Source organism: Caulobacter sp. AVps16 (genome assembly GCF_058681455.1).
In genome coordinates this window covers 497,770-520,272 of the sequence record NZ_CM178739.1, presented here as the reverse complement: position 1 = coordinate 520,272, position 22,503 = coordinate 497,770, and the positions used below count along the sequence as shown (strand labels likewise).

Here is a 22,503-nt window from a genome sequence, read left to right as displayed (position 1 = left end):
TGGACAGCGTGTGACGGAGGACTTGCCATGACCCTTTCCCGCCGGACCTTGCTGACCGCGCTTGCGGTTGCCCCGGCCTTGGGCGCGGCAACCGCCAAGCCGAACGGCTTCGTCGCCGTCACCGACGGCCGCCTGACCCTCGACGGCCAACCCTATCGCTTCGTGGGCGGCAATCTCTGGTACGGTGCCTGGCTGGGTGCGCCGGCCGCCTATGGCGATCGCGCGCGGCTGCGGCGCGAGCTCGACAAGCTCAAGGCCCTCGGCGTGACCAATCTGCGGGTGCTGGGTTCGGGCGAACGCTCGCCGGCCAAGGTGGCCCTTGACCCGACCTTCCGCGGCCCTGGCGAAGACTATGACGCCAACCTGCTGAAGGGGCTGGATTTCCTGCTGGCCGAAATGGCCCTGCGCGACATGAAGGCCGTGATCTATCTGAACAATTTCTGGGACTGGTCGGGGGGCATGCCGGCCTATCTGAGATGGACCGAGAACGGCACCTGGTTCCAGCAAGGTGATCCGGCCCATCCCTGGCCCGAATATGCCGACTACGCGGCCCGCTTCTATGGCGACACCCAGGCCAATGCCCTGTTCCGCCACTTCGTGAAGAGCCTGGTTGGACGGGTCAACAGTGTCACCGGCCAGCCCTATCGCAACGATCCGACAATCATGGCCTGGCAACTGGCCAACGAGCCGCGCCCCGGCGGCAGCGAAGGCTTCGGGGTCGCCAATCTGCCGATCTACTACTGCTGGATTCGCGAGACGGCCGCCTTCATCAAGGGTCTGGATCCGCACCATCTGGTCTCGACCGGCAGCGAGGGGAGCATGGGCTGCCTGGAGCGTGAATCCTGTGTGGTCGAAGCCCACAAGCCGGCCGAGATCGACTATGTGACCCTGCATATCTGGCCCAACAACTGGGGCTGGATCGATCCGAAGAACCAGCCTGCCACCTATGAGGCGGGCGAGGCTCGTTGTCGCGACTATGTAAAGCGCCACATCGCCCTGGCGCGGTCACTCAACAAGCCCCTGGTCATCGAGGAGTTCGGTCTGATCCGCGACCAGCGGGCCTTCGCGCCCGACGCGCCGGCCAGGTATAAGGACCGCTTCTATACAACGATCTATGATTTGGCCCTGGCCGACATGAAGGCCGGCGGGCCGGTCTGCGGGACCAACTTCTGGGCCTGGAACGGTGAAGGTCGCGCCCAGCAGGCCGATGCCTGGTTCAAGCACGGCGACAAGAGTTTCGTGGGCGATCCGCCGCAGGAAGAGCAGGGCCTGTACGGGGTGTTTGACGCCGATGTCTCGACCCTGGCGGTGATCCGCCGGCATGCCGAGGCTGTGAACGCCCTGTCGCCCGCCAGAGCGGGTCCGCCGCCCGCGCACCTGCCGACACCGTTCTACCAGGGTGAGCGCGGCTGATTTACTGTCCACCGGTGTCATGGCCCGTGCTACCCCTTGGATCAGGCGTAGCCAGAAGCGCCGGAGGGGACCATGGACCGCCAAACCCGTCTTGACCGTCGTGGCCTGCTGCTCGCGGGCGGCGCGCTGGCCCTGACGCCCGGCGCGGGCCTGGCCGCAGGCGCTCAGCGCTCACCCGTGGTGACGACCACCAACGGCCGGGTACGCGGCGCGCGGGCTGACGGCGTTCACGTCTTCAAGGGCCTGCGCTATGGCGCAGACACCGGCGGGGCGCGACGGTTCATGCCGCCGGTCAAGCCGCAACCCTGGACGGACGTGCAGGAGGCCCTGGCCTATGGCGCGGCGAGCCCCCAGTCCGGCCGTGGCGAAGACGGTGAGACGCTGTCGGAAGACTGCCTGTTTCTCAATGTCTGGACGCCGGCAACCGCAGACCGGAAGCACGGCCTGGCCGATGGCGGCCAGCGACCCGTCATGGTCTATATCCACGGCGGGGCCTACAATACCGGCTCCGGCGGCAGCCCGCTCTATGACGGCAGCGCCCTGGCCAGGCGTGGCGACGTGGTGGTGGTCACCGTCAACCACCGCCTGAATGCCTTCGGCTATCTCTATCTGGCGCGTCTGTTCGACGATCCCGGCGTCGCCGACAGCGGCAATGTGGGTCAGCTGGACCTCGTCCTGGCCCTGCAGTGGGTGCGTGACAATATCGCGGCCTTCGGCGGCGATCCGAGCCGGGTCATGCTGTTTGGCCAGTCCGGAGGCGGGGCCAAGATCGCCACCCTGATGGCCATGCCTGCCGCCGGCGGCCTGTTCCATCGCGCCGCCACCATGAGCGGCCAGCAGGTGACCGCCGCCGGGCCGTTCAATGCCACCCACCGGGCCCAGGCCTTCCTCGACAAGCTGGGGATCAAGGACCTGGCAGCCCTGCGCGCCCTGCCCGCTGAAGCCTTTCTGGCCGGGCTGAAGGCTATCGATCCCGTCGCCGGATCAGGCGGGGTCTATATGGGCCCGGTGCTGGACGAGCGGTCCCTGAGCCGTCACCCGTTCTTCCCTGACGCTGCGCCGCAAAGCCTCAACGTGCCGATGATGTGCGGCAACACCCATGACGAAACCCGCGGCTTCGTCGGCTTTGACCGCAAGATGCTGGACCTGACCTGGGACGAGGTGATCAGCCGCCTGCCCGGCCAGTTCAATGCCCGGATCGACATCGATCCGGCCACCGTGGTGGCGGCCTATCGCAGGCTCTATCCGCACTATTCACCCTCAGACGTCTATTTCGCCGCCTCGACCGCCGGCCGCTCCTGGAAGGCCGCCATTATCCAGGCCGAGGAACGCGCCCGGGCCGGGGCCCCGGCCTATGTCTATCAGGTGGACTGGCGCTCGCCGCGCGACGGCGGGGTCTGGGGCGCGCCCCACACCATCGACATCGCCCTGGTGTTTGGGACCCTGACGGCGAAAGGCTCTCTGGCGGACGCCAGTCCGGAGTCCGTCGCCATGTCCAACCAGATGAGCGATGCCTTCATCGCCTTCGCGCGCACAGGCAATCCTAACGGACCGACAGTCCCGACCTGGGAGCCCTACACCCTGCCCCGCCGCCAGACGATGGTGTTCAACACGCCCTCGGCCCTGGCCGACGACCCGCGCGGCGCGGAACGGGAGCTGTTCAACAAGGTCCCGTTCACCCAGTTCGGCACCTAGGGTCTGACTGAAATTAAGGACTAACCTCGAATTCTGACAGACCCCGGCTTTTGATCCTGAGCCACATTCGGAAGGTTCAGTCGCCCATACTCAAGCCCCTCGAGGCTTAGGCGGCGACGTCCTCGTCTTCGTCCTCGTCGTCAAAATCCTCGTCAGGATCGATCGCCAGGGCCGCATCGCGCAGGGACTCGGCCTGGTCGGCGATCTCGGCGATGATCTCGTCGCTGACCCCGACAAGTTCGAGGGCGGCAGCCAGATGGCCAATGATCAGATCGAGCTCATCGTCACCCAGGCCGATTTCCGTCAGCCAGGCCAGGGCGGCACCGACCTCATCATGGCCGTCAGCCCGACCGGCATCCATCGACACCGCCAGAAAGGCGCGGCCGCCCGCCGTGATCACCGGCCCAAAAACGTCGGCCAGGCGATCATCGGCCTGGGCCCGCTGGAAAAAGTCGTCGAGCGCCGTCCGGGCGACGGTCTCGCCGCCGATGCGCTCATAGGGAGGCAGGGGGAAGGTCATGGGAATCCTCGCCGAAGCTTTGAGTGAACTCGGAACGGAATTCGAGGACGCTAACACGCACCCCGGCGGGGAGCGTGATGGAGCCATGACAGTGTGAAACTGGTTTTGTGACGCTACCCCCGCCGCATCGGGCGGGGGTGCATCGGGACTATTTCGCGGCGTCCATCAGGCCGGCAAAGCGCTCAAACAGATAGAGGCTGTCGGTCGGGCCCGGCGAGGCTTCCGGGTGATGCTGCACCGAGAACACCGGCTTGCCCTCCAGGGCGATGCCGGCATTGGTGCCGTCGAACAGTGACACGTGGGTTTCGGCCACACCGGCCGGCAGGCTGTCGCTGTCGACTGTGAAGCCGTGGTTCATCGAGACGATCTCGACCTTGTTGGTGGTCAGGTCCTTGACCGGGTGGTTGGCCCCGTGATGGCCCTGCTCCATCTTCACCGTCCTGGCACCCAGGGCCAGGGCCAGCATCTGGTGACCCAGGCAGATGCCGAACACCGGCTTGCCGCTGGCCACCAGTTTCTGGATCTCCGGCACCGCATATTGGCCGGTCGCAGCCGGGTCGCCCGGCCCGTTCGACAGCAGCACGCCATCGGGATTGCGGGCCAGGATGTCCTCGGCCGAGGTATTGGCCGGCACCACCGTGGCGCGGGCCCCGACATGGGCGAGCGACCGCAGGATGTTGCGCTTGACGCCGTAGTCGAGGACCACGACTTCGTACCGGGGCTTGTCGAGCTTGGCGTAGCCTTCCGGCCAGGACCACAGGCCCTCGTCCCAGGTGAAGGTCTGGGTGGTCGAGGCGTCCTTGGCCAGGTCCAGGCCTTCCAGACCCGACCAGGCCCGGGCCTTGGCGACCAGGCCCTCAAGGTCGAACACGCCGTCGGGCGAGTGGGCGATGACGCCGTGCGGCATGCCGGTCTCGCGGATCTTGCGGGTCAGGGCGCGGGTATCGACCCCGGCCAGTCCGACCATGCCGCGACGCTTCATCCAGCCGTCGAAATCGCTGTCGGCGCGCCAGTTGGCAGAATCGGTCGGCACTTCACGGAAGATTGCGCCCCGGGCAGCGGTTTCCGAGGCCCCGGACATCTGTTCGAGGTCGTCGATATTGGTGCCGACATTGCCGACATGGGGAAAGGTGAAGGCCACGATCTGGGCCATGTAGGACGGGTCGGTCAGGATCTCCTGATAGCCGGTCATGGCGGTGTTGAAGCACACCTCGCCGACCGCATCGCCGACCGCGCCACAGCCCACGCCCTGCAGGATCGTGCCGTCGGCCAGGGCCAGAATACCAGTGACGCCCTTAAGCAGGACAGGAGGGGGGAGAAGGTCTTTGGACATCTCGTAAAGCGCCTCCTAAAAACGCGTGCCCCGAAAGGGCTCTCATTGTCGCAAAAAGGCGGGCCGGGGTTAACCCCTACCCGCCGCGCAAACGGCGGCGTGTCTAGGGGGTGTGGGAGGGGGGGTCAACCCCTTCAATCACGGGTGTCTGGCGAGACCGCCACATTCCTGTGATATGCGAACAAGCCTCCTCGCCCGCGCCGCGCCCAAGCCCTTATGGTGCAAGGCTTGGCACATCAAAATCTCGGAGAGCGACTGTGCTCGAACTGCGCCCCAATTGCGAGTGCTGCGACTGCGATCTGCCGCCGGCCAGCGACCAGGCCCGGATCTGCACCTTCGAATGCACCTTCTGCGCCGACTGCGGTGACACGCGATTCTCCGGAACCTGCCCTAATTGCGGCGGCGATCTGGTCGCTCGCCCCATCCGTCCGGAGGACAAGCTGCACCGTTTCCCGGCCTCCCTGCGCCGGGTGGTCAAGGCTCACTCGGCCTGTGCGAGCCTGCGCCCGCCCGAACCGGGATCGGGCTGGGCGACACCCTGATCCAGGGTCGCTCGCCCCTTTCCGAGGACAACTTGTCGCGGGGCGCGGACCTTCAAAATTATGCCGCGTTAACACCTTAGAGCTCATGCTGAGAGCCTCGAAGGAGCAGACCGATGACCACCCTCAGCGTGACCCGTCTCATCACCACCGAAGGCTCGACGACCAGCCTTGTCGGTCTCGGTGAAACGGCGCTGCGTCTGATGCTTGTGGCGGCCCTGCCGATCAGCGCGACGATCTTTTTCGTCCAGACCTTTTAGGCCTCAGGGACGCCTGACCAGCCCCGCCGCCCGCAGGTCGGTCAGGGTGGGATAGCCGTCGACGGCCATCAGCAGATCGGCCTCTGCCAGGATACTGCGCAGCACGTGTATGACCCCGGCCACGCCCCCCAGTGCCAGACCATAGGCATAGGGTCGACCAATGCCCACGGCGGCTGCGCCGAGGGCCAGGGCCTTGACCACGTCAGTGCCTGACCGCACCCCGGAATCGAACATCACCGGTGTCTTGCCCGAGGCCTCGACCACGCCTGGGAGCATGTCTATGGCCGCTACCCCGCCATTGGCCTGCCGGCCGCCATGGTTGGAGCAGTAGATCCCGTCCACCCCGCCATCGATGGCCCGGCGGGCGTCGTCGGGATGGCAGATGCCCTTGAGGATCAGCGGCAACTTGGTCATCGACCGCAGCCAGGGCAGATCGGCCCAGGTCAGGGTCTTGCCGAAGGTCGCCCCCCACTGGGCAACGGCCGCCTGCGGGTCTTCCTCCGGCGGCTTGGCCAACAGGGCGCGGAAGGCGGGGTCGGACATGTAGTTGGCGAGGGCGTGGCCGCGCAGCTGCGGGAAATTGGCCTCATTCAGGTCGCGCGGTCGCCAGCCGGTCACCCAGGTATCGAGGGTCACGACAATGGCCTTGAAGCCCGAGGCCTCGGCCCGGGCCACCAGGCTTTCGGCGACGTCCTTGTTCTTGGGCGTGTAGAGCTGGAAGAAGCCGGGAGTGTCGCCCATCGCGGCGGCGACCTGCTCCATCGGATCATTCATCAGGGTCGAGGCCACCATCGGCACACCGGTGGCGGCGGCGGCCCTGGCGGTGGCGATATCGCCATGACCGTCCTGGGCGCAGAGGCCGATCACCCCGATGGGGGCCATGAAGACCGGGCTGGGCAGCTTGATCCCGAACAGGTCGATGGACAGATCGCGGGTGGTGCAGTCGACCATCATCCGCGGGATCAGACCCCACGACTTGAAGGCCTCGGCATTGTAGTCCTGGGTAAACTCATCGCCGCACCCGCCCTGCACATAGGACAGGGTTGCCGGCGGCAGGGCGGCCTGGGCGCGCGCTTCCAGGGTCTTGAAGTCGACCGGCAGGGTCGGCTTCACGCCGCGCATCAGCCCGCCGAAATAGATCTCGTTCTGATAGTCGCCGAACGCCATGGTCGCCTCCCCGGCTTATGATCTTTGCGACCAACCTGAACAGTGATCAGACGGCTTGCAAGGGCGGTGAAGGGTTGGGTCGCCACGCAAGGCGTCTTGACGCCCGCCGGCGATGCGGCGACGGGAAGGACATGCAAGTGCCCGCCCATACCGTTACGACCGTCGGCGTCGATGCTGATGACACCCTGTGGCACTGCGAGAGCCTGTTTCGCCTGACCCACCAGAGGTTCGTCGACCTGCTCGCCGAGCATGGCGACGCCGCCCACATCGAGTCCCAGCTGGCGGCCACCGAGAAGCGCAACCTGCGGCTCTATGGCTATGGGGCCAAGGGCTTCACCCTGTCGATGATCGAGACGGCCATGGAGCTGACCCATGGCGAGGTCTCGACCCGGGTGATCCGCGAGATCCTGGCCGCCGGCCGCGAGATGCTGACCGAGCCGGTCGAGCCCCTGCCCGGCGTGGAACACGCCCTGGCCCGGCTGTCGGAGCGCTATCGCCTGATCCTGATCACCAAGGGCGACCTGCTGCACCAGGAGCAGAAGCTAGCCTCGTCAGGGCTGGGTGACCTGTTCGCCGCGGTCGAGATCGTCTCGGAGAAGGATGCCGGTACCTATCGCCGGGTGTTTGAGCGCCATGGCACAGGTGCCGACCAGGCAGTGATGGCCGGCAATTCGATGCGGTCAGACATCCTGCCGGCCCTGGAGGCCGGGTCCTGGGGCGCGCTGATCCCCTATCCCCTGGTCTGGGCCCATGAGGCCGCCCAGGCACCGGCCGATCACCCGCGCTATGTCGAGCTGGACGCGATCAGTGCGCTTCCGGACTGGATCGATCAGATTTCCGCCAGCTGAGCCGCGTGATCCAGTCGCGCGCCGGGCGCTCGAACAGGATCAGCGACAGATAGGCCAGCGGCACGAGGGCCACGACCCAGAACAGCACCCACAGCCGCATCAGGTCGCCGTTCAGGTTCCACATCCCCAGCCCCACCCACGCCAGGCCCATCTTCAGGGCGATGGGGTGCAGCATGTAGAGGGTAAAGCTGAGCTGGGCCCAGGGGGCCAGGCGTCGGGTTACGGGTCCGACCGGTCCGGCGGCGTCAGCGGCGATGCCCGCCAGGCCGACGGCATAGATCACCAGCAGCAGCACATCGCGCGGAACTTTTAGCGGCGAGGCGATCAGGAAGGCGGCCAGCAGGCCCCACATCACCAGGTTCGGAAAGGGCAGTTTGGCCAGCAGCGGCCGGATCTGGAAGCCGAGCATGCCGATCAGGAAGCCCGGCACGGCCCGCAGCACGCCGTAATCCCAGGTCCACTGGTGGAACGGCCGGTCGCCATGCGGGGTCTGTAGCAGGATCACCAGGCTCAGGATCGCCAGTCCACCGGTGACCCAGCGCCCCCTAGCGGTGATCCAGAACAGCAGCGGCAGGGCGATATAGACCCCCATCTCGGCACTGATCGCCCAGCTGACGAAGTTCCAGGTCTGGGACTTGCACACGCCCCAGGCATGGATGAACAGGATGTTGGGGACGATGCAGGCGACGTCATAGCGCTTGGCATCCCTGTCCTGGATCCAGCCGGCCGCCCCGGCGGCGGCCACGGCGATGAAGACCAGCATGGTCGCCCAGTGCAGCGGCCCCAGACGCGCCACCCGCTTCTTGAGGAAGTCGCCATATTTCGCGAGCGTGGTCAGACGGCCGGTATAGATCGCCGCCATCACATAGCCGCTGATCACGAAGAACAGGTCGACGATCAGACTGAAGGTCTTGATCGTGTCATCGGCCAGCTGCCAGCGGCCGTCCAGATTGATGAAGCGGTTGAAGTGGAAGACCACGATCATCAGGGCCCCGACAATACGCAGGGCATCCAGATGCAGCATCTGGTCGGAATCGGGCTTCAGGGGCGGCAGCTTGATCATGGGCGAGAGGTGCGCCGGAGCGTCGAAACGGTCAAGTTGGCGAGCATACCCAATTTGATTCATCGCATGGTTTGGCTTGCAGCCGGGCCGCACCATCTAACGCTCATGACCCTGCAACCCGCGCCCTTCACCGACGCCGAGATCGACGCCCTGGTTGAGACCTTTTACGCCAAGGTCCAGCAGCACCACCGCCTGGGGCCGGTCTTTCAGAAGGCCGTGGGCGACGACGGCTGGCCCGAGCATCTGGCGACCCTGAAGCGGTTCTGGGCCGGGGTGCTGCAGGGTACGGGCGGCTACAAGGGTTCGCCCATGGCCGTGCATCAGCGGGTCGAGGGTCTCACCGAAGGCCTCTTCACCCCGTGGCTGGGCCTGTTCCACCTGACCTGCGCCGAGCTGTTCGACGCCCCGCGCGCGGCCCTCGTCGGTGCCAAGGCCGAACGCATCGCCCAGACCCTCAAGCGCGGCCTGTCGTTCCGGCCGGGAGCGGCGGCGTGAGCGCCGATGCCCTTCGCGAGGCCCTGACGGATCGGGGTTTTGCGCGCGTCCCGGCCGACGAGTCCCGCGACCTCTTGGGACCGGCCGCCCTGGCCGATTGGGCCGGATTCGCCGACAGCTGGAACGATCTGGGTCTGGACGGCTTCATGGCCGATGGCGGCCGTTACCGGAAGCGCCGGTTTGCCGCCTTCGCCGCAACCCCTGAAGGCGTTCGGCGCAAGCCGCACCAGCCGCACTATCAGAGCCGCGACTACAATGCCCTGAACGGCGGGGTACAGCGCTGGTTCGAGCCAGTGACCGACGCCATCGCCGAGCATCCGGTCACCCGCGCTGTCATCGAACAGGGCCTGGCCATCTTTCATCCGATCACGCCGCAGCCGCCGGCCGCCTGGCATGTGGAACTGCACCAGTTTCGCATCGAGGCCCGCGCCGGCGAACTGGGCCAGCCCACGCCCGAGGGCGCGCATCGCGACGGGGTGGACTGGGTGATCGTCATGCTGGTCGACCGGATCAATGTGCTGAGCGGCGTCACCGACATCTACGCCCCCGGCGGCAAGTCCCTGGGCAGCTTCACCCTGACCGCCCCGGCCGACATGGTGCTGCTGGACGATTTGCGGGTGCTGCACGGCGTGACCCCGATCCGCCCCGAAGACCCGGCACGCCCCGCCCTGCGCGACGTTCTGGTGGTGACGTTCCGGCAGGAGATCTAGCCTCCGGACCCGTCAAGGGTTCCCAGCACGAGAGGCTCAAGGTGGCTATCGGATCAGAAAAGTGCTCTGAACCGGCAAGGCAAGGTCTCCACTCCACGTCTGTGATCATTCAACAGGGTTGCAAAGCGAGTTCGCCGACATGAAGACCACCGGACTGGCCTTCGCCGCCATTATGGCCCTTGTGATCCTGTTCCAGATCGCGCTCATCCTGGGTGCCCCCTGGGGCCACCTGACGCTTGGTGGCCAGTGGTCGGGCGCTCTGCCGCCGAAGATCCGCTTGATCCCCGTCGTCTCGATTATCCTGCTCCTGGCCATGACCCGCATCGCGCTCGGGGCCAGCGGCCTGCGGCCCCAATGGGGTCCCCGATGGCTCATCTGGCCGGTCTGCGCCTACATGGCGCTGGGGATCGCCGTCCATATCGTCACCCCCTCAGCGGCCGAGCGGATGCTGTGGCTGCCGATCCTGACCGTCCAGTTCGGCCTGTCCTTACGGCTCGCGCTCAGCCCGCGTCCGGTCCCCCGCGCGCCCTGAGTTCTGCAGCCAGCAGGTCGAAAACGATCCGGAACCGGCGGCTCGTATTGAGCTCGCGGTGCGCCACCAGCCAGATGGGAAACATCAGAGGTTCCAGGTCCGGCAGGGCCCGGACCACCCTGGGCTCGGCGTCGCCGATGGATCCATCGAGGATGCCGATGCCCACGCCCTGTTTCACCAGTTCCCACATGACCAGATAGCTCTCGGTCAGGACAGGGAAGTTGCGCTCGGTCAGGGGCAGGCCCATCGCGACCAGCCCCTTCAGGAACATTCCCGAGCCGTCGATGCTGATGAAGTCGGCGTTGCGCAGGTCATAGGGCAGACGTGGCGAGCCCAGGCGTTCGAGATAGGCCGGGGTGGCGTAGAGACGGGCCGGTACGTCGCGGATCTTGGTGGCCACCAGGTCTGGCTCGACGGGGCGGAAATTGCGGATGGCGATGTCGGCTTCGCGCCGCCGCAGGTCGCTGGCCCGGCTGGAAACGACGATCTCGACCTCGATCCCTGGATGGCTCTGCCGGAGTTTGGCTAGAAAGCCCGGCAGGATGAAGGCTGCATGGATCTCGCTGGCCGCCAGCACGACCTTGCCCTGCACGGACTGCGACTGCCCCGCCGCCGTCAGCGACACCCGGCCGGCCGCCTCGCCCATGGCCCGGACATGATCCAGCAGTTCCAGGCCGCTCGGCGTCAGGGTCAGGCCGCGCCCGACCCGCTCGAACAGGACGACGCCGAGTTCTTCCTGCAGGGCCTCAACCTGTCGCCCCAGGGTCGGCTGGGCCATGCCCAGGGCCCGGGCCGCCGCGGACAGCGAGCCTTCCTCGGCGGTGATCAGAAAGGCCCGCGCCCGGTTCCAGTCGAATTTTACAGCCCGCCAATCCATGCAAAAACGCATAGCAACTCCATCGATAACCGCAATACCCATGCAAAAACTTAGGGCCTAAAACCTGCCGGTACCCCGACCGACAGGACCTCACCCCATGAAAGCCGCCCTTTGCCGCACCTATGGACCGCCCGCCGTGGTCCGCCTCGGCGAGGTGCCGATGCCGACACCGCGTGACCACGAGGTCCTGGTCCGCATCCGGGCAACAACCGTCAGCTCGGCCGACTGGCGGGCCCGCAGCCTGGCCATGCCGCCGGGGTTCCAGGCCCTGGCCCGTCCGGTGTTTGGTCTGATCGCCCCGCGCAACCCGATCCTGGGCACCGAATTGGCCGGCCAGGTCGTCGCCACCGGCAAGGCGGTGACGCGGTTCCGGGCTGGGGATCTGGTCTTTGCCTTCACCGGGGCCCGCTTCGGCTGTCATGCGGAGTTCCGGGTGCTGCGGGAACATGACCTGATCAGTCACAAGCCCGCCAATCTCGACTTTGAGACCGCCGCCGCCCTCTGTTTCGGCGGGACTACCGCCCTGGGCTTCCTGCGCGACATGGGAAAGCTGAAGCGAGGCGAGCAGGTGCTGGTCGTCGGGGCTTCAGGCTGTGTCGGCTCAGCGGCCGTCCAGCTTGCCCGCCACTTCGGAGCCGGGGTCACGGCGGTCTGCAGCGCCGCCAATGAGGGCCTGGTCCGCAACCTCGGAGCCGAGACGGCAATCGACTACCAGACGCGGGATTTCGCCGCCTCGGGCCGCACCTATGACATCATCCTGGACACGACGGGCACCGCCCCCTTCGCCCGCTGCGGCCACCTGCTGCGGCCTGGCGGCCGGCTTCTGGTCGTTCAGGGCAGCCTCGGTCAGGCCCTGGGCCTGGACGGCCCGTCGCGGTCCAGCGGTTTGAGCCAGATCGGCGGGGTTCCCAAGGTCACGCTGCAGGACCTGGAGCTGCTGGCCCACCTGGCCCAGGCGGGCGAGTTGAAACCCGTCATCGACAGGGTCTATCCGCTGGAGCACGCCGCTGAAGCCCATGCCTGTGTGGAGCAGGGCCACAAGCGCGGCAGCGTGGTGCTCAGCATCGACCCCAGCTGAGCGCGATCGCATGATGCGCCACGTGCGGCCATGGCCTATGGTACAGCCCACTCGCCATGCGCTTCGACGACCGCTTCCTTGAAGAACTGAAGTCCCGCCTTCGCCCCTCCGACGTGATCGGAAAGTCGGTGAAGCTGCGGCGGCAGGGGCGCGAATATGCGGGTCTGTCGCCCTTCACCAAGGAGAAGAGCCCCTCGTTCTTCGTCAATGACGACAAGGGTTTTTATCACTGCTTCTCCAGCGGCAAGCACGGCGACATCATCAGTTTCCTGCAGGAAACCGAACGCCTGACCTTCAGCGAGGCCATCGAGCGTCTGGCCTCGGAAGCCGGCATGGCCCTGCCCGAGCCCGATGCCCGCGCTGCCCAGGACGACCGCAAGCGCCAGGGCCTGGGCGACTGGATGGCGCTGGCCGCTACCTGGTTCGAGGCCGAGCTGCGCCGCCCCGTCGGCCAGGCCGCCCGCGCCTATCTGGAACGCCGGGGCCTGCCTGAAGGCGAGTGGAGCCGCTTCCACATCGGCTTTGCGCCCAACAATCGCACTGGCCTGAAGGACTATCTGATCGCCAAGGGGGCCCAGCCGGGCGATCTGGTCGAGGCCGGGGTGCTGATCGCGCCGGAAGACGGCGGCGCGTCCTATGACCGCTTCCGCGACCGGATCATCTTTCCGATCACCGACACGCGCGGCAAGGTCGTGTCGTTCGGCGGCCGGGCCATGGATCCCGCAGCCCGGGCCAAGTATCTGAACGGTCCCGAGACCAGCCTCTTCCACAAGGGCCGGCTGCTGTACGGGCTCTATGAAGCCCGCAAGATCCTGCACGCCGCCCAGGCCGCCGCCCCCACCGACAACAATCCGCTGGTGGTGGTCGAGGGCTATATGGACGTCATCGCCTGCCAGAGGGCCGGCGTGGCGGCGGTGGCGGCCATGGGCACGGCCATGACCGAGGAGCAGATGGAGGTGCTGTGGCGCCTGCATCCCGAGCCCACCCTGTGTTTTGACGGCGACAAGGCCGGCCAGCGGGCCGCCAGCCGGGCCATGGACCGCGCCCTGCCCCTGCTGAAGCCCGGCCGCTCGTTCCGCTTCTCGCTGGTGACCGGCGGCAAGGATCCCGACGATGTCCTGCGCGAGCAGGGCCCTGCGGCGCTCAGGTCTCAGCTGGCCGCAACTACGCCCTTTGTCGAGCAGCTGTTCAGCCGCGAACGCGATCTGGAGCCGCTCGACACGCCCGAGCGCAAGGCGGGCCTGAAGCAGCGCCTGCGGACCGCGGCTGCAACCATCGCCGACAAGGATCTGGCCCAGGCCTATAGGGACGATCTGCTGGGCCGGCTGGATGCCCTGTTCCCGCGCGCGGCCTTCACGCCCAATGATGGCGGCTATGGCGGGGGGCGTCCCTTTGTGCCCCGCGGCCAGTGGAAGGACGGCAAGCGCCTGCCGCCCGATCCCGGCATCCGCGGCGTGGCCCGGGCCCAGATCGGCGAGCGGATCAATCCCTTCCACGCCGCAATCGCCCTGGCGGCCATCGACCATCCGGGCTGGGCCCGGCCCTATGACGAGGCCATCGAGCGGGTAGGCTTTGGCGATCCGCGCCTGCGCCCCCTGGCCCGCGAACTGTTCGAGGCCCTGGTCGACGACATGCACGACGACGCCCCGTTCCGCGACATCCTGGCGCGCAAGGGCCTGGGTCCGCAGATCGCCGAGGTCGAACGCGTGGCCCAGGCCGACGCCCCCTTCCTCAAGTCCGGCATGGAGCCACACCAGGCCAGGGCCCTTTGGTCGGCCTGTTATGAAGCGGTGATCGAGGTCGCCAATGCCGAACAGGCCCTCGAAGCCCTGCGGCACGAACCGGTCACCGCCGGCACCCTGACCGCCACCCGCGACCTGCGCACCCGCATCACGGTGCTCCAGCGCCGGATCAGCAATCTGGAGTTCTGGCGCGGGGAGAGTTAAATCCGCTCTCCCCGGCGAAGGCCGGGGCCCAGATCGAACCCAGGGTGGTTGTCGATCAGGCTAAGGCAGTAGGCGCATCATCCCCAGCCGCTCAGGCTGAATCTGGGTCCCGGCCTTCGCCGAGAAAATCGGAGGTTGGGTTAGCCCAGAAAGTCTTGCGCCAGATCCCGCCAGTCGGGATTACTCTCCTCGATCAGCCGCAGCTTCCACACCCGCCGCCATTCCTTCATTTGCCGTTCGCGGATCTGGGCGCTCTCCCGCGTCTCATGGAGTTCGCACCAGACCAGCATCGTGCAGCCGTACTTTGCGGTGAAGCCACGCTCTCTCGACTGATGCTCGAACACCCGCCGCGCGAGGTCGTCGGTATGGCCGATATAGAGCGTGCCGTTGCGCCGGCTGGCCATGATGTAGACATGGAAGGCCATGGGCAAAGTTTAACGAGAGTCTTTCTTAGAATTCAACCTATGGAGCATTATAAATCCGTTTTCCCCGGCGAAGGCCGGGGCCCAGATTCAACCTGAGCGTCTGGGGATGATCCGCCTTCCGCCCTAGCGAAATCGACAACCTCCTCGGGTTCGATCTGGGCCCCGGCCTTCGCCGGGGACGGCGGAAGTAGCGAACCAGAGATAACCACTACCCCTTGACACCGCCCCCTCGCCCCGCCATTTGCCGACTCAAGGATTTGCCAAGCAGCTGATTGACATCGAGCGGGCCGCCGTCACATCGCGCGCGCCCTTACCGAAACAGGATGTCACCCTCGCCGCCGACGTTGGATCCCAGTGGTCGCGGACTCACAAGGTCGTAACGCACAAGGCCGCGCTGAAGATACCGCCGTCTCTGCCGAGAGCTTTCTCGCGGAGCGATAGTTCGTGGCGGACGTTCAGTGCTGGCGGCATGCGACACTTTGTGGCCGAGATTTTTTTGGGAAAAGACGAAACGGACGGCGCGGCCCAGGCGGGCAGGACCCTTTCGGATCTAGAATTTTTTCGGCGCGCCTCTCGCGGGGGAGGTCGCGCTGACTGCGGAGAGCTTGATGAGCAACAATTCCTCGGCCGAGACGGAAGCGCCTGAATCCACCGGTGGTGACGGCCCCCTCCTCGACCTGACCGATGCCGGCGTAAAGAAGTTCATCAAGCAGGCGAAAGCCCGCGGCTTCGTGACGATGGAAGAGCTGAACAAGGTTCTGCCCTCTGAAGAGGTCAGCCCGGACGCCATCGAAGACACCCTGGCCATGCTCAGCGAGATGGGCGTCAATGTCGTCGAGGCCGAAGAAGACGCCGAGACCAATGAGGGCGGCGAAGTCGTCGCCCGCGAGGACAACCAGCAGGTCATCACCTCCGACAAGCCGTCGGCCTATGACCGCACCGACGACCCCGTGCGGATGTATCTGCGCGAAATGGGTTCGGTCGAACTGCTGTCGCGCGAAGGCGAAATCGCCATCGCCAAGCGCATCGAGGCCGGTCGCGACACCATGATCCGCGGTCTGTGCGAGAGCGCCCTGACCTTCGAAGCCATCATGGTCTGGCGCGAGGAACTGGGCACGGGCCGCATCCTGCTGCGCGAAGTGATCGACCTGGAAGGCACCTATGCCGCCATCAATGGTGTCGCCGCCCAGCCGGCGACCGATGATGGCGATGCCGAACCCGCCGAGCCGGTCGACGACGAAGGCGGCGCGCCCAAGCCGGAAGGCGACGGCGACGACGAGGACGATTTCGACGACGGTGCCGGTCCCACGGTCAGCGCCATGGAAGGCGAACTGCGCGAAGGCGTGATGACCATCCTGGACGCGATCGCCAGCGAGTTCGAAACCTTCCGCAAGCTGCAGGACAAGCTGGTCGGCAGCCGCCTGCGCGGCGAGGACCTCAGCGACAATGACCGCAAGGCCTATGAGGCCCTGTCCCAGACCATCATCCTGCACCTCAAGACTCTGAAGCTGAACAACAACCGCATCGAGGCCCTGGTCGAGCAGCTCTATGCGATCAACAAGCGCCTGATCGGTCTGGAAGGCCGCCTCCTGCGCCTGGCCGACAGCTATGGCATCAGCCGCAGCGAGTTTCTGAAGGCCTATTTCGGCTCGGAGCTGAACCCGACCTGGAGCGACCAGGTCAAGGCCATGGGCGTGCGCTGGACCAAGTTCGTCGAGAACGATGCCACCTCGGTCACCGACATCCGCAGCGAGATCGCGGCCCTGGCCACCGAGACCGGCGTGCCAATCGACGACTATCGCCGCATCGTCCAGACCGTGCAGAAGGGCGAGCGCGAGGCCCGTCAGGCCAAGAAGGAAATGGTCGAGGCCAATCTCCGCCTCGTGATCTCCATCGCCAAGAAATACACCAATCGCGGCCTGCAGTTCCTGGACCTGATCCAGGAGGGCAATATCGGCCTGATGAAGGCTGTGGATAAGTTCGAATATCGCCGCGGCTACAAGTTCTCGACCTATGCCACCTGGTGGATCCGTCAGGCCATCACCCGCTCGATCGCCGACCAGGCGCGGACCATCCGCATCCCGGTCCACATGATCGAGACGATCAACAAGATCGTCCGCACCAGCCGTCAGATGCTGCACGAGATCGGCCGCGAACCGACCCCGGAAGAACTGGCCGAAAAGCTGGCCATGCCGCTGGAAAAGGTCCGCAAGGTCCTGAAGATCGCCAAGGAACCGATCTCGCTCGAAACCCCGATCGGTGACGAGGAAGACAGCCACCTGGGCGACTTCATCGAAGACAAGAACGCCATCCTGCCGATCGACGCGGCCATCCAGTCCAACCTGCGGGAAACCACCACCCGTGTTCTGGCCTCGCTGACCCCGCGTGAAGAGCGCGTGCTGCGCATGCGCTTTGGCATCGGCATGAACACCGACCACACCCTGGAAGAAGTCGGCCAGCAGTTCTCGGTCACCCGCGAACGCATCCGCCAGATCGAGGCCAAGGCCCTGCGCAAGCTCAAGCACCCCTCGCGGAGCCGCAAGCTGCGCAGCTTCCTGGACAGCTAAACGCCGCGACAACCCGCACAAAAGCGAAACGCCCCGGTCGAAAGACCGGGGCGTTTTTCTTTGGGCTGCAAAGGCAGTTGCCGACTTGAGTTTCAGTGGCTTCGCAAGGCGATGATCTGGGATCAACCCGCTCCCCGGGTAAGTTTGGGGGAAACCCGGGGAGCGGTAATCCGGGCGCGGCCGCTTGGGGGCGAAGCGGCAGCGCCCAGTAGACGGCGCGCTAGATCTTAAGGTCCAGCAGGGCACCTGTCATGGCGTCGGCGGTCTTGAACACCGCGACATTGGCCTTGAAATCAGCCTTTGCGGAGATCTGCTCAACGGCCTCCTTGACCAGATCCGTGTCGCTGTCACGCGCGCTCCAGGTCGCCGTGCGTTCGGCGCTGGCGGTCAGGCGGTTGGCGGCGGCGGTCATGCCGGCGGCGGCGATGGCGGTGGCCTGCATGGCGGGGCTTCCTCTGCGTCCCACTGGTTTTCCCACGCCGGGGTTAAGCCCTCGCGCAAAAGAAGGGTGAACGCCGCATCAGCCATGCCCGCCGGCAGAGGACCCGGCACGGGCAAAGATTACAAAACCTTCAGGTCGCTCAATCTCGACAAGCCGCCACAGTCTGGCCAAGGTTCCCGCCTTTCGCGGGCCTGGCCCGCCCAGGAGCCTGACTGATGTCCTTTTCGCGCCGCGCCGCCCTCGTCAGCGCCGCCCTGCTTATGGTCGCCCAACCCGTCCTGGCCGCGCCCAAGGCCAAGACGCCCGCGTCCAGCTTTACGCCGTCGCCCGAGGCGATCCGCGCCCATATGACCTTCCTCGCCGATGATGCGATGGAAGGCCGCGAGGCCGGTACCCGTGGCTATGATATCGCGGCCAACTATGTCGCGGCGCAATATGCCCTGCTCGGCGTCAAGCCCGGTGCCGCCAATGGCTCCTATCTGCAGCGCGTGCCGCTGCTGGCCTTCAAGAACGCCTCGGAAGGCAGCTTCAGCCTGAAGGGGGCCGACGGCCAGGATAGCGCCCTGAAGTTCGGTGAGGACTATCTGCCCAGCCCCCAGGCCCAGGCGACCGAGGTCTCGGTCAGCGCGCCGCTGGTCTTTGTCGGCTATGGCGTGGTGGCCCCGGAGAAGGGCCGCGATGACTATGCCGGCCTGGATGTGAAGGGCAAGATCGTCGTCCTGCTGACCGGCGCGCCGACAAGCTTCCAGACCGAGGAACGGGCCCACTACGGCAATGGAACCGTCAAGCGCCTCGAGGCCGCCAAGCATGGGGCCGTGGGCGTGATCACCATGGCCACCACCAGCTCGGAAAAGCGCCGCCCGTTCGAACGCGGCGTGGCGGGCTATCGTGAATGGCGGATGACCTGGCGCAACGCCCAGGACGTGGGTTACGTGCGCGGCGTCTCTGCGCCGTCCCTGGCATCGATCGGGCTGAAAGGTGCCGCCAAGCTGTTCGCCGGTGCGCCGACCGCCCTGGACGCTGTGCTCGCCGCCGCCGAAACGCCGGACGGCGTGATCAAGGGCTTTGACCTGCCCTTCAAGGCTTCGGTGTCGCTGAAGAGCGAAATCGAAAAGCGCGAGAGCAGCAATGTAGTCGGGGTGATCGAGGGGTCCGACCCCACGCTCAAGGCCCAGACCATCGTCCTCAGCGCCCACCTGGACCACACCGGGGTAAACGACCACGGCAAGGGACCAGACAAGATCAATAACGGCGCCCTGGACAATGCCTCGGGCATCGCCACCCTTCTGGAAGTCGCCCGCGGCTTCAAGAATGCCAAGACCAAGCCCAAGCGCACCATCCTGCTGGTCGCGGTGACGGCCGAAGAAAAGGGTCTGATCGGCTCCGAATACTTCGCCAACAATCCGACCGTGCCCAAGGCCGAGATCGTGGCCAATGTGAACCTGGACATGCCGGTCCTGCTCTATCCGTTCACTGACGTGATCGCCTTCGGTGCCGACCGTTCGACCCTGGGCCCGGCCGTGGCCAAGGCCGCCGGCCGCGTCGGTATCGCGCTGTCCGGCGACCCAATGCCGGAAGAAGGCCTGTTCACCCGCAGCGACCACTATCGCTTCGTCGAGCAGGGCATCCCGTCGGTGTTCCTGATGACCGGGTTCCAGAACGGCGGCGAGAAGGGCTTCAGGGACTTTTTGGCCACCCACTATCACAAGCCCAGCGACGATCTGAACCTGCCGATCGACTATCAGGCCGCCGCCAAGTTCGCCCTGGTCAATTACGAGATCGCCCGCGAGCTGGCCGACGCCAAGGACCGTCCGGTGTGGAAGAAGGGTGACTTCTTCGGCTCGCAGTTCGCGCCGGCCGGCCACCCTTCGGCGGCGAAATAGCCAACGGCGAAAAGCGCCATTGACCCCAGGGGCGGCGGAAGAGATTCTGCCGCCCCATCCTTTTCGAGGTTCGCCGTCCTGTGTCTGCCCGTACTGGCGTTTTCCTGAAGATCGGTGTGTTCACGCCGATAATGATGGTCGCCGACGTCTGGCTGGCCCAGAAGCTGTTTCCGGGCTTCGATCCCGGTGCCCAGTTCATCAGCGAGCTGGGCGGCCCCGCAGCCCCGGCCCCCCTGGTGTTCAATCTCGGCATGGTGCTGGCCGGAAGCGCCGGTCTGCTGGCCGGGGCCGGCTTCACCCATGCCCTCGAGCACGCCGGCGGCCGACGGGTGGTCTCGGCCTTTACCGGCCTTTGGGTCGCCCTGACCGGCCTGGGCGCGATCTTCGCCGGTCTGTTCCACTGGCCCGATGAAATGCACCGCGCCTGCGGTGTGGGCCTCGCCATCCAGTTCGCGCCGCTGTTCACCGCCTGGGCCCTTTGGGGCGTCCCCGAGCACAAACGCCTGGCCCAATTCTCGCTGGGCTGGTTCTTCGGTCTGTTGCTGGTCTTCGCCCTGCTGACCGGCGTGTGGAATGTGCGGACAGGCTATGACGTCGGCTACTGGCAGCGCGGCCATGCCTTCCTGGGCCTGCTATGGCTGGGCATCGCGGCCTGGACCCTGGAGCGCGGCTGGCGCGGACGACTGGCCAGCCAGATCGAGGCGGCTTCGGCCTAGGCGTAAGCCCGTCCCGGATCGGCAGGAACGGTACTTTACCCTAGGGCAAAACGTCTCTAGGTTGTTCCAGATCGTGAACCTGCGACCACCGCATGGTCGTACAAGCCTCCAGCGGAACGACAGGGCCATGGCCAAAAACCCCTTCAAAGACAAGGTCTGCATCGTCACGGGCGCCGCTTCGGGCCTGGGCCGGGCGCTGAGCGCGCAACTGGCCGAAGCCGGGGCCACCCTGATCATTGCGGACATCAATTTCCCGGCCGCCGAGGAACTGGCTCACCGCATGAGCCAGCTGGGCGTCACGGCCAGGCCGGTCCGCACCGACGTGACCCAAAGTGAATCTGTCCGCCAGCTGATCGAAGGCACGGCGGAAGAGTTCGGCCGCATCGACTACCTGTTCAACAATGCCGGAATTGCCGTGTTCGGCGAGATCCGCGACCTGAGCCTGGATCACTGGCGGCGGGTCATCGACATCAATCTGATGGGCGAGATCTACGGGATTCACTACGCCTATCCCCTGATGATCAAGCAGGGCTTCGGGCATATCGTGAATGTGGCCTCGGGCTTCGGCATGGCCCCCGGGCCGGTGAACAGCCCCTATGTGGCCTCGAAGTTCGCGGTTTTCGGTCTATCCCACGCGCTGGCTACCGAGGCCCGGGCCTTTGGCATCCATGTCACCGTCGCCTGCCCGGGCTTCATCAAGACCCCGCTGGTCGACAACATCCACTGCGTCAACGCGGCTCCGGCCGATGTCCTCGCCAATATTCCAGTCGCCATGGTGCCGGTGGACCGTGCGGCGACTATCATCCTGACCGGCGTCGCCAAGCGCAAGATGGTCATCGCCTTCCCCGGCTATGTCGGCGTTCTGGCCTTCATCCATCGCTTCCTGCCGGCCCTCTGGGACAGCATGGGCAAGGGCGAAATCGCCAACTTCCGGAAGATCCGCAAAGACCCCGCGGCCAGCTGAAGGCTCAGGGATCCGGTCGGGAAGCCTACCGCCAGGCGTAGTTGAAGCTGATGCTGATGCGCTGCTCGTCGGCCTGGTTGGGCGTGACCTCATGGCGCAGCCAGCTCTCCCACAGCAGGATCGTGCCCGGCTCTGGCTGAACATAGACGAAGGGCTGCAGGGTTTCCGGGGCATCGGACTGACGCGTCGGGGCGGCCATCATCATCGGTAGACGCGGATCCTCGAACTTGAGGGCCGAGGCCCCCTGCGGGATGGTGACATAGACCGTACCCGAGATGACGCTGTGCGGGTGGATGTGGCCGGTATGCTGGCCGCCAGGATCCAGGATGTTGATCCAGAAACTGTCCATCACCAGCTTGCCGCCGGCAAGGTCGAAGCAAAGCTCCTTGGCGAAGACTGCGACATGCTTGTCGAGCTTCTTCTTCAGATCGGCAAACAGGCTGTCACGCTGCGGCAGGTCGTCCAGGGAGGCGTAGGAGGTATAGCCCAGATAGGCCTTCTTCTCGGCCCAGGCCTGACCCGCCTCGTCCTCCTCCGCCACCGCGATGCAGGCATCATGCAGGTCGTCGATGAAGGTCTCGAAGTCCTTCTCCCCGGCGAGGCTGGCTTGATAGAGCGGGGTGACGAAGAGCGGGCGTGTGGTCATGGGGCGGGTCATACAGGCGCGGCGCGTTGACGACAAACCATCAATGGAACATCATGGGAACATGGCCGACGACGGACTGACCCTGAAGATCGACGCGGCGCTCGCCGAGCGGATCCGTGCCCGTGCCGAGGCGGCAGGACAGACCGTTGAGGACCATGTGCTCGCAATCCTCAGCCACGCCGTCGAAGAGCCAGGCCTCGAGGATAACGAGACTCTCTGGAGCGGAGCGCCGGGTCTCATCGAGCGCATTGGTGCCTTCAACGAAGGCTCAGAAGCCTATGATGACCAGATCGACCGCATCTGTGATGAGGCCGAGCGGACTGGCGGAGTTCCGTTCGAGGTCTTTCAGGAACGCCTCCGCAACCTTGGGCAGCGCCGCTGATC

At 65.9% G+C, this 22,503-nt stretch carries 22 protein-coding genes and 1 pseudogene; 15 read left to right on the top strand and 8 right to left on the bottom strand.

The window, feature by feature from the left end; genetic code table 11:
* Nucleotides 1–27: 27 nt before the first annotated feature.
* Together ACW17U_RS02540 and ACW17U_RS02535 are read left to right on the top strand one after the other, a co-directional pair.
* Nucleotides 28–1,413, top strand: coding sequence for a glycoside hydrolase 5 family protein (locus ACW17U_RS02540; RefSeq protein ID WP_492054726.1), 1,386 nt, complete (start codon nucleotides 28–30; stop codon nucleotides 1,411–1,413).
* Nucleotides 1,414–1,485: 72 nt separating this feature from the next.
* Entirely contained in the window at nucleotides 1,486–3,108 is a 1,623-nt protein-coding gene (locus ACW17U_RS02535) for a carboxylesterase/lipase family protein (protein WP_492054725.1), read from the top strand.
* Between the two features lie 106 nt (nucleotides 3,109–3,214).
* Here ACW17U_RS02535 and ACW17U_RS02530 read toward each other — a convergent pair whose 3' ends face one another.
* Together ACW17U_RS02530 and carA are read right to left on the bottom strand one after the other, a co-directional pair.
* Entirely contained in the window at nucleotides 3,215–3,628 is a 414-nt protein-coding gene (locus ACW17U_RS02530) for a globin family protein (RefSeq protein WP_492054724.1), read from the bottom strand.
* Between the two features lie 148 nt (nucleotides 3,629–3,776).
* The gene (carA, locus tag ACW17U_RS02525; RefSeq protein WP_492054723.1) at nucleotides 3,777–4,961 is read right to left on the bottom strand and encodes a glutamine-hydrolyzing carbamoyl-phosphate synthase small subunit; all 1,185 of its coding nucleotides are present in this window, start codon (nucleotides 4,959–4,961) and stop codon (nucleotides 3,777–3,779) included.
* 257 nt (nucleotides 4,962–5,218) lie between these two features.
* Here carA and ACW17U_RS02520 point away from each other — a divergent pair, with 257 nt between their 5' ends.
* Entirely contained in the window at nucleotides 5,219–5,503 is a 285-nt protein-coding gene (locus tag ACW17U_RS02520) for a DUF1272 domain-containing protein (RefSeq protein ID WP_492054722.1), read from the top strand.
* 113 nt (nucleotides 5,504–5,616) lie between these two features.
* Complete coding sequence (locus ACW17U_RS02515; RefSeq protein WP_166504256.1) at nucleotides 5,617–5,760, top strand: hypothetical protein; 144 nt, start codon at nucleotides 5,617–5,619, stop codon at nucleotides 5,758–5,760.
* A 3-nt stretch (nucleotides 5,761–5,763) separates the two neighbouring features.
* Here the strand turns inward: ACW17U_RS02515 and ACW17U_RS02510 are convergent, their stop codons facing one another.
* Nucleotides 5,764–6,927, bottom strand: coding sequence for an alpha-hydroxy-acid oxidizing protein (locus ACW17U_RS02510; RefSeq protein WP_492054721.1), 1,164 nt, complete (start codon nucleotides 6,925–6,927; stop codon nucleotides 5,764–5,766).
* Nucleotides 6,928–7,064: 137 nt separating this feature from the next.
* Between ACW17U_RS02510 and ACW17U_RS02505 the strand changes: the two genes are divergently transcribed.
* Nucleotides 7,065–7,775: an HAD family hydrolase gene (locus tag ACW17U_RS02505; protein WP_492054720.1), complete on the top strand. Its 711-nt coding sequence runs from the start codon at nucleotides 7,065–7,067 to the stop codon at nucleotides 7,773–7,775.
* Here ACW17U_RS02505 and ACW17U_RS02500 read toward each other — a convergent pair.
* Nucleotides 7,732–8,838, bottom strand: a complete 1,107-nt coding sequence (locus ACW17U_RS02500; protein ID WP_492054719.1) for an acyltransferase family protein — start codon at nucleotides 8,836–8,838, stop codon at nucleotides 7,732–7,734. The two genes, ACW17U_RS02505 and ACW17U_RS02500, sit on opposite strands and share 44 nt — an antisense overlap.
* A gap of 105 nt (nucleotides 8,839–8,943) precedes the next feature.
* On the opposite strand from ACW17U_RS02500, the gene ACW17U_RS02495 reads away from it, so the two are divergent.
* The 3 genes from ACW17U_RS02495 to ACW17U_RS02485 all read left to right on the top strand — a co-directional run bounded on the left by ACW17U_RS02495 (nucleotide 8,944) and on the right by ACW17U_RS02485 (nucleotide 10,575).
* Nucleotides 8,944–9,333 carry a group III truncated hemoglobin gene (locus ACW17U_RS02495; RefSeq protein WP_492054718.1) on the top strand — a complete coding sequence of 130 codons (390 nt, stop codon included), beginning with the start codon at nucleotides 8,944–8,946 and terminating at the stop codon, nucleotides 9,331–9,333.
* On the top strand, nucleotides 9,330–10,043 hold the full coding sequence (locus ACW17U_RS02490) for a 2OG-Fe dioxygenase family protein (RefSeq protein WP_492054717.1): 714 nt from the start codon (nucleotides 9,330–9,332) through the stop codon (nucleotides 10,041–10,043). The genes ACW17U_RS02495 and ACW17U_RS02490 overlap by 4 nt, the downstream gene beginning before the upstream one ends.
* 139 nt (nucleotides 10,044–10,182) lie before the next feature.
* On the top strand, nucleotides 10,183–10,575 hold the full coding sequence (locus ACW17U_RS02485; RefSeq protein ID WP_492054716.1) for a hypothetical protein: 393 nt from the start codon (nucleotides 10,183–10,185) through the stop codon (nucleotides 10,573–10,575).
* Here the strand turns inward: ACW17U_RS02485 and ACW17U_RS02480 are convergent.
* Nucleotides 10,544–11,452, bottom strand: coding sequence for a LysR family transcriptional regulator (locus ACW17U_RS02480; RefSeq protein ID WP_492054715.1), 909 nt, complete (start codon nucleotides 11,450–11,452; stop codon nucleotides 10,544–10,546). The genes ACW17U_RS02485 and ACW17U_RS02480 overlap by 32 nt on opposite strands.
* A gap of 97 nt (nucleotides 11,453–11,549) precedes the next feature.
* On the opposite strand from ACW17U_RS02480, the gene ACW17U_RS02475 reads away from it, so the two are divergent.
* Entirely contained in the window at nucleotides 11,550–12,530 is a 981-nt protein-coding gene (locus ACW17U_RS02475; RefSeq protein ID WP_492054714.1) for an NAD(P)-dependent alcohol dehydrogenase, read from the top strand.
* Between the two features lie 56 nt (nucleotides 12,531–12,586).
* A complete protein-coding gene (gene dnaG, locus ACW17U_RS02470; RefSeq protein ID WP_492054713.1) occupies nucleotides 12,587–14,476 on the top strand; it encodes a DNA primase in 1,890 nt (629 codons plus the stop codon).
* Nucleotides 14,477–14,616: 140 nt separating this feature from the next.
* On the opposite strand, the gene ACW17U_RS02465 is transcribed toward dnaG, so the two are convergent.
* Entirely contained in the window at nucleotides 14,617–14,901 is a 285-nt protein-coding gene (locus ACW17U_RS02465) for a GIY-YIG nuclease family protein (protein ID WP_166504257.1), read from the bottom strand.
* Nucleotides 14,902–15,509: 608 nt separating this feature from the next.
* Here ACW17U_RS02465 and rpoD point away from each other — a divergent pair.
* A complete protein-coding gene (rpoD, locus tag ACW17U_RS02460) occupies nucleotides 15,510–17,468 on the top strand; it encodes an RNA polymerase sigma factor RpoD (RefSeq protein WP_062148781.1) in 1,959 nt (652 codons plus the stop codon).
* A gap of 220 nt (nucleotides 17,469–17,688) precedes the next feature.
* Here rpoD and ACW17U_RS02455 read toward each other — a convergent pair whose 3' ends face one another.
* A complete protein-coding gene (locus tag ACW17U_RS02455; RefSeq protein ID WP_492054712.1) occupies nucleotides 17,689–17,910 on the bottom strand; it encodes a flagellar basal body rod C-terminal domain-containing protein in 222 nt (73 codons plus the stop codon).
* Nucleotides 17,911–18,125: 215 nt separating this feature from the next.
* Here ACW17U_RS02455 and ACW17U_RS02450 point away from each other — a divergent pair, with 215 nt between their 5' ends.
* From ACW17U_RS02450 to ACW17U_RS02440, 3 genes and pseudogenes are all read left to right on the top strand, one after another.
* Nucleotides 18,126–19,793, top strand: coding sequence for a M20/M25/M40 family metallo-hydrolase (locus ACW17U_RS02450; RefSeq protein WP_492054711.1), 1,668 nt, complete (start codon nucleotides 18,126–18,128; stop codon nucleotides 19,791–19,793).
* Nucleotides 19,794–19,812: 19 nt separating this feature from the next.
* A pseudogene (locus ACW17U_RS02445) lies at nucleotides 19,813–20,509 on the top strand (DUF998 domain-containing protein).
* Between the two features lie 127 nt (nucleotides 20,510–20,636).
* Nucleotides 20,637–21,473, top strand: coding sequence for an SDR family NAD(P)-dependent oxidoreductase (locus ACW17U_RS02440; RefSeq protein ID WP_062148792.1), 837 nt, complete (start codon nucleotides 20,637–20,639; stop codon nucleotides 21,471–21,473).
* A 25-nt stretch (nucleotides 21,474–21,498) separates the two neighbouring features.
* Here the strand turns inward: ACW17U_RS02440 and ACW17U_RS02435 are convergent, their stop codons facing one another.
* Entirely contained in the window at nucleotides 21,499–22,119 is a 621-nt protein-coding gene (locus ACW17U_RS02435) for a TIGR02466 family protein (RefSeq protein ID WP_062151691.1), read from the bottom strand.
* 61 nt (nucleotides 22,120–22,180) lie between these two features.
* On the opposite strand from ACW17U_RS02435, the gene ACW17U_RS02430 reads away from it, so the two are divergent.
* On the top strand, nucleotides 22,181–22,501 hold the full coding sequence (locus tag ACW17U_RS02430; RefSeq protein ID WP_492054710.1) for a hypothetical protein: 321 nt from the start codon (nucleotides 22,181–22,183) through the stop codon (nucleotides 22,499–22,501).
* Nucleotides 22,502–22,503 lie beyond the last annotated feature (2 nt).